The following is a 6,885-nucleotide window of genomic DNA, read 5'->3' on the forward strand; positions in this document are numbered from 1 at the left end:
TTATTTATTAGTAAACTCTCGATGGTTTCATGGTTATAAAGTTTTAAGTTTTATGTACTTGTTGTTTTCGTTTAACAAATAGAATAAATATTGAAAACCTGCGAAAATGTTTTAGACCAAGGGTAAAATATCCTAGATAAACGGTAATAATGCCAGTTTGTCGAATAATTAGGCTAAATTGCCTATTGGTAGAAAAAAAATGCCCGTTGGTCGAAAGTGCTTGGTGGCAACGTGGCTTATAGGTAGTTTAGATAATTATGTTTCTACAAGTTTATGAAGAATAGCAGCAAGGCATCGTTAATATTAAATTGTATCTTTTGGGCAGGAATACTGCTAATTATATCTGTTGCTTTGTTTTTTTCTAAGCAAACACATACTGTAAAAGATTATGTAATTAGCTTTGGGGTATTCGGCTTGCTAAATATTGGAATTTTCTATATCAACTACATTATTCTTATTCCAGAACTAATTAAAAAGAAGAAACAATATTGGTGGTATGTGGTTTGTTTTATTCTTTTAATTGTGGTGAGTTCGGCTATGAAAATATTTGTGGCCGTTTTAAATCCAGAAGAAACCTTAAAGTATATCACAAACGGTAAGCCTCAGGAGATTTCGTTATACACATTTGCCATAAATTGTGTGTTTAGTGCTGGGTTTTTCTTGGTTTGTAGTTGTATCATCAAATTTGCGGTAGATTGGTTTTCTAATGAGCGCATACAACGTAATTTAGAAAGCGAGAAGAAAGATATGGAGTTGCAGTTCTTAAAATCGCAGTTAAATCCCCACTTTCTGTTCAATTCCTTAAACAATATTTATTCTTTAGCTTATCAGAAATCTGATAAAACTGCCGATGCTATTTTAAAGCTTTCGGAAATTATGCGCTACATGATTTATGAAAGTAACGATAGTTGGGTGAGTTTAGATAAAGAAGTAGAATATGTACAGAGCTATGTAGAATTGCAAAAGTTACGTTTTAAAGATGGCGCTGCGGTAGAAATTAGCATCAACGGAGAAATAGATGGACAAAAAATTGTTCCCTTAATATTGATTTCGTTTGTAGAGAATGCCTTTAAGCACGGTGTGGCCAATGATGCAGAAGATCCTATTAAGATCAATATTATTGCCAACCAAAAGATTTTGCACTTTAGCGTAACCAATAAAAAAAATACCACCAATAAAGATGCCCTTGGCGGAGTTGGTTTAAATAACGTAGAGCGTAGATTGCAGTTGCTTTATCCCGAGAGGTACAAATTAAACATTGTAAATACGCCAACACATTACACTACAGAACTAATGTTAGATTTATGATATTAAAATGTATTGCCGTTGACGATGAGCCACTAGCGCTTGATATTATTGCTGATTATGTGGCAAAAGTGCCTTTTTTAGAATTGGTGAAAAGAACTGAAAACGCAATTGAAGCGATGCAATTGGTACAGGAAGGTAACATTGATTTAGTTTTTTTGGATGTACAGATGCCCGAGTTAACAGGTATTCAGTTCTTAAAAATTGCTGGTAACAAGGCCAGTTACATTTTAACTACGGCTTATTCGCAATATGCGTTAGAAAGTTATGATTTAAACGTGTCTGATTATCTTTTGAAACCCATTGCTTTTGATAGGTTTTATAAAGCGGTAGAAAAAGTGCGAAACCAACATCAGAAGCAGGACGTGGCGGCTGCGGTGCCGGTAGCTACACCAGTTACAAGCCCAACCAATGCGCCCATACAAGATTTTATCTTTGTAAAAACAGAGCATAAAATTCAAAAAATAGCGTTAGACGATATTCTTTATATCGAAGGCTTAAAAGACTATATTTCTATTTTTACCAAAACAGAGCGGGTAATTACTTTGCAAAACATGAAAAAAATGGAAGAAACCTTGCCAAAAGGTAATTTCATTCGCGTGCATAAATCATACATTATTGCGGTAGATAAGATAGAAAGTATTGAGCGCAGCCGTATTGCCATTGCGGGTAAAACTATCCCGGTAGGAGATACCTATAGAGATGCTTTTTTTAAACTGATTGATAGTAGAAACGTTTAAAATCTATGTTTTTTAGGTGCTGAGGCTGTTGCCGATAAATTTCTCAGCTGATTTTTTCCTTATCGAAATTGCATAGTGCTAGTTTACAATTACGGAAAACTATTGCTGGTCAATCTGCTGTTTAATGGCATTTTCAGCTTCTAAAACTAACTCTTCTGCGCTCTTTTCGGCTCTTTCAATGGGTGCCAGTACCGTCCATTTTAGGGGCTGCAAAGTGCTTAATGGGTAAGAGCCATAACGAACAATTTTCCAAGAGTTTTCTATGGCTACAGGCACTAGCAAAGCGTTAGGCACTATCTTTAAAAGCGTAGCAATTCCGCCCACTTGAAAAGGTTTCATCTTGCCATCTTTAGCTCTGGTACCTTCTGCAAAAATTACGGTACTCCAATTGTGCTCTTTCATACGGAGGCCTAGTTTAATAATTTCGCCAATGGCTTGCTTGCTGTCTTTTCTATCGATATTAGCCCCGCCACCGTATTTTAAGTTAAAAGATATAGAAGGGATGCCTTTAGTTAATTCTATTTTAGAAATAAATTTAGGATGATGTTTACGCAAGAACCAAATTAAGCTCGGAATATCGTACATACTTTGGTGGTTGGCTACGAAAATAATAGGCCTGTCTTTTGGTAGTTGGTAAGTGTTTTTGAAACTGATGCTGTTTAGTAAGGTTAATTGTGAGTAGGTTAAAAAGAAGTTAAGCACATCTACCGACCATTTGTGCGCCGAATAGCCGAATACCTTATAGCAGAGCCATTGTACTGGATGGAACAACGCTAAAAATAAACCAAAAACAACGTAGAATATTGGTGTTAAAATATAGCCGAAAAGCTTTTTCATTTTTTATATGGGGTGTATTTAAACAAATCTATATACGCAAAGGTAGGAAGTTTTGCTTGTTTTATACTGCCAGCCCAGCTAACAGATTTGGTTGGCCATAAGTTAAAGATTACCTGCATGGGCTTATCGGGTACAGCGGTTGTTGTACGGTGAATTATCTTGCCATCAATTTCCCATTCTATAAGATTGGGTTTCCAGTGAATTACGTAAGTATGGAAATCTTTGGTGGTGTCGAAAGATAAAGGTATTTCTTTGTCGTGTGAGCGGCGATCTACCCAGTGGTTTAACGTAATTACTTTGGGCGATTTTCCACTAATCTCGAAATCTATCTCGGTGTTGTGTGCAGCATTTGGCCTATACAAAAAGAAGGCCGTAATGCAGCCTAAAGCATCAGAAGCTTTTAGTTTAGCCTCAAAACGCCCATATAGAAACATCTTTTTGGTGCGTAATTCTGCTGCCGTATAGTCTTTCTCTTTATTTTTTTTATCGTTAAGTTCAAGCACTACATAACCATCTTTCACCTTTGCATTGTTTTCAGAAAAATGGGCTAGGTTATTTCCAAAAGTATGGTTTTCAGCATACCAATAGGCATCGTACCGATGGTTAAAATCGTCATTAAATGCAGTTTTTTGTTTTACTCCGCTTTGCGTTTTGCAAGAAAGTAGCAAGCAAGAAAATATTAAAAAGTAGTATAAACGCATTAAATAAGTCCCTTTTCTATCATAATATGTGTTTTTAAAATAGCGGCAACACTCATGCTATCTGTAATTTCGCCTTCTAAAACCATTTCGTAAGCCTTAGCAAACGGAATTTTGATCAGTTGTAAATCTTCTGTTTCTTCAGGTGCAGCTTTACCTTGTGTTAAATCTTGGGCTAAGTAGATAATGGCTAATTCATCACTTACAGAGTTAGATAAGTGCATTCTTTGTATTTCGGTAAGCTGCTTGGCAATTAGTCCGGTTTCTTCCATCAACTCTCTCTTGGCACTCAGTACTGGGTCTGTACCTAATGGCCCGCCACCTTCTGGAATTTCCCAGCTATAGGCTTTTAACGGATAGCGATATTGGCCCACTAACCAGGTGTAATGTTGCTCGTTTAAAGGTAATACGCCAATGGCGATGTTCTTAAAGTGCACTTCGCCGTAAACGCCCGTGCCACCCGATGGGTTAATTACCTGATGCTCGGTAACGGTTATCCAGTTATTGTTGTATTTTTCTTCGCTGCTTAGCGTTTGCCAAGGGTTGTTGTTCATGAAAGGCAAGGTACGAAATTGTTGCGCAGAAAATTAATTGGTTTTGCTTACCACTTTTGATGCTGGCGGTACTACTACTTTGTTGGTTTTTATGCGGGTAAATCTATAATTGATATTAAAGGTGAAGTTGTTGGTGTTGTTCTCCGTAAAAGATTCTGTAGAAAAATTGATGCCATCGCTAGAAGAATAGCTATGTCTTCCTCTGAAAGGATCATTGGCCGCAACTCTTGCCGAAAGCTTGTTTTTGAAGAAATTTTGCCTGTAGCCCAAGCTGCTATTGATAGAACTTTTGTTTCTTCCTTGAGCCACCAAGTTGTTGGCATAATTAAGGCTGCCTTCAAAAGCTGCTTTTTTACTTATCTGCAACGACATTCCAGCCCTAGATCTTAGACTTATGCCCCCACGGTTTAACGAAGCATTCATAGAAGATTGGTAATTGCTTTGGATCAAAGTAAAGTTTCCGTTGAAGGATGTTTTTTTGGTTGGCCTGTAGTTCCCAATAAGAATATAAGATAGGTAATAGTTGCTGCCCACGTTATCAAACGTAGTTTCTGACACGCCAGTTTGTCCATCTACAACTCGGTATCGTTCTATTACGCCTGTTGCCCTAGAGTAGGTAATTCGCGGGTTAAACGACCAATTTCTGCCGTACATGCCCATGCTTAGCGCAATTTGGTGCGTGTATGAAGGTGATAGATTTGGATTTCCGTAAGAGATGTTTAAGGTGTCGGCATTGTTTACTTGTGGGTTAAGTGTATTTTCGCGAGGGCGATTAACACGTAAACCATAGCTTAAGCCAATATTGTATTTTTTCTTAAAAAAACGGTTAAGCGAGAGCGATGGAAATGCACTGAAATAAGGGTTAACAACAAATTTTTGTGCAGTAGAAACATCAAAATCTACGTTCGTAAACTCCCCTCTAAGGGCAGCTCTAGCACTCCAACCTTTTCTGCGGATGTTATACGAGGCATAGGCGGCATAAATTTTTTCATTATAGATAAAATCATTACTCAATTTATCGTTCTTCCTAAATTCTTCGAATTTAAAATTGTAGTTTTCTACCAATAAATCGTTTTGATTTTGGCGCACGCCAATGGCCATTCCAACTTCCAGTCGGTCTCTTTTTTTAGATAGTTGTTTTTCGTAATCTAAATTAAAGTTCAATCCTTCGTTACTAATATCGTTGTTGTTATGCTGTAAAGAAGGCGTTTTAGTTGGGAAAACATATTTCCTATCGTAATATCTAAATGTATTGTTGCCATTGGTATTTAGTGTTAGCCCCATGGATAGGCTATTGCCAGAGGTATCAATGCGATAGGTGTAATCGGCATTAAAAACCATGGTTTTGTTTGCATTGTCCCAGCCGTTTAGCTGGTTGCGTAATTGTTTTTCTACGTACGCTTCGTCAAGGTGATGAAAGTTGTTAATGGTTAAGCCTTCGCCGTTATTGGCAGCGTAACTTGCCGAAGTTTTCAGGTTTTGTTTTTTGGTGATGTCCCAATCTAAACCCACTCTAATATTGGCGCCACCGTTATCGCTATTGCTGTTGTTATACTGGTTATAGTAATAGGTATTATTTGGGAAAGTATTGGTTCTAAAGTTTTCATTGTAGCTTTCTCCAACGCTTGATCTGATGGAACCTCCACCGTTTACACTATAGTTTTTGCCTTTGTAAGAAGCGTTGGCGTTGGCGTTTTTATTGCCTTGTAACCCTGCTCCAATTCCTACATTTCCGTTAAAACCTACTTTAAAATCTTTACGTAGTACGATATTGATAATGCCTTCGCCATCTGCAGAATATTTTGCAGGCGGATTGGTCATTACCTCAATTTTCTCAACAGCATCAGAAGGAAGTACGTTTAATAAATCGGCAATGTTGGCTGTCATGTAATCTGATGGCCGGCCATTGATGAAAATACGTGTGCTTCGCATGCCAGAGATGGTAGGTTTACCATCAATATCTACTTCTACCATGGGTACATCTTTTAAAATATCCACAGCAGAACTTCCTTCGGCATGGATACTAGAAGCAACATTGTAGGTAATCACATCGCCATCGGTTTCTATAAGTGGCTTTTCGCCAGTAATTACTACTTCGTTTAAACTGTTTTGCGATTGGCCTAGCTTTATAGAGCCTATGTTTTTTTCAAAATCTGTAGGAGTGAGATAAATGTCACTAATCACAAAGTTATTAAAGCCAACAAAGCTTACTTTTACTTTATAGATGCCTGGCTTTAGGTTGATGAACTTAAAAAAACCATTTTCGTCTGTTTGGAAAGTAGCATTAGGCGATTCGGAATTGGCCTCTGTTACCGATACTACAGCATAGGGGATAGGCAAACCGCCCACTTCTTCAATAACTTTACCTCTAATAATGCCTTTTTCAGCGGTCTGAGACTTTGATAATAAGGGAACGAAAGAAAATATAAAAAAGATTAGGGCAAGTAAATTCTTCAATGTTTATTTTGGTCTAAATCAATACTAAGGTATTAATAAACAGCATAAAATTCAATTTTATTCTTCTTTTCTAGTAGTACTAGAAATATAAAGATAGGAAGTAAACGGTACTAAATAATAATGATTGTTAGCTGATTGTTATAGTATCTTGTCGTGTAAAATAGCTTGTTTGGTGTGTTAGACTAAGAGAAAACCCTTAAGTTTAATTTTCTCAAGGGTTTTTTCTTAGAAACTGTTTAAAAATGATATAAATATTTTACAGGTAAGTTTGGTGGTGACACCAAACTATAGCTA

6 protein-coding genes are annotated in these 6,885 nt (G+C 37.0%); 2 read left to right on the plus strand and 4 right to left on the minus strand.

Features of this window, described 5'->3' with window-relative positions; genetic code table 11:
* Positions 1–273: 273 nt before the first annotated feature.
* On the plus strand, positions 274–1,308 hold the full coding sequence (locus B3I52_RS09000; RefSeq protein ID WP_293300510.1) for a sensor histidine kinase: 1,035 nt from the start codon (positions 274–276) through the stop codon (positions 1,306–1,308).
* The gene (locus B3I52_RS09005; RefSeq protein WP_293300512.1) at positions 1,305–2,045 is read left to right on the plus strand and encodes a LytR/AlgR family response regulator transcription factor; all 741 of its coding nucleotides are present in this window, start codon (positions 1,305–1,307) and stop codon (positions 2,043–2,045) included. Before B3I52_RS09000 ends, B3I52_RS09005 begins: the two co-directional genes overlap by 4 nt.
* A 99-nt stretch (positions 2,046–2,144) precedes the next feature.
* Here the strand turns inward: B3I52_RS09005 and B3I52_RS09010 are convergent, their stop codons facing one another.
* The 4 genes from B3I52_RS09010 to B3I52_RS09025 are packed head-to-tail and all read right to left on the minus strand — an operon-like array spanning position 2,145 to position 6,591.
* Positions 2,145–2,882, minus strand: a complete 738-nt coding sequence (locus tag B3I52_RS09010) for a lysophospholipid acyltransferase family protein (RefSeq protein WP_293300514.1) — start codon at positions 2,880–2,882, stop codon at positions 2,145–2,147.
* Positions 2,879–3,583 (minus strand): family 16 glycosylhydrolase, encoded by a 705-nt coding sequence (locus tag B3I52_RS09015; protein ID WP_293300516.1) that lies wholly within the window; start codon positions 3,581–3,583, stop codon positions 2,879–2,881. Before B3I52_RS09015 ends, B3I52_RS09010 begins: the two co-directional genes overlap by 4 nt.
* Positions 3,583–4,134, minus strand: a complete 552-nt coding sequence (locus B3I52_RS09020) for an NUDIX domain-containing protein (protein ID WP_293300518.1) — start codon at positions 4,132–4,134, stop codon at positions 3,583–3,585. The genes B3I52_RS09015 and B3I52_RS09020 overlap by 1 nt, the downstream gene beginning before the upstream one ends.
* Positions 4,135–4,167: 33 nt before the next feature.
* Entirely contained in the window at positions 4,168–6,591 is a 2,424-nt protein-coding gene (locus tag B3I52_RS09025; protein ID WP_293300520.1) for an outer membrane beta-barrel protein, read from the minus strand.
* Positions 6,592–6,885 lie beyond the last annotated feature (294 nt).

Origin of the sequence: Pedobacter sp. UBA4863, from assembly GCF_002399615.1 — a bacterium.
Taxonomy (GTDB): Bacteria; Bacteroidota; Bacteroidia; order Sphingobacteriales; family Sphingobacteriaceae; genus Pedobacter.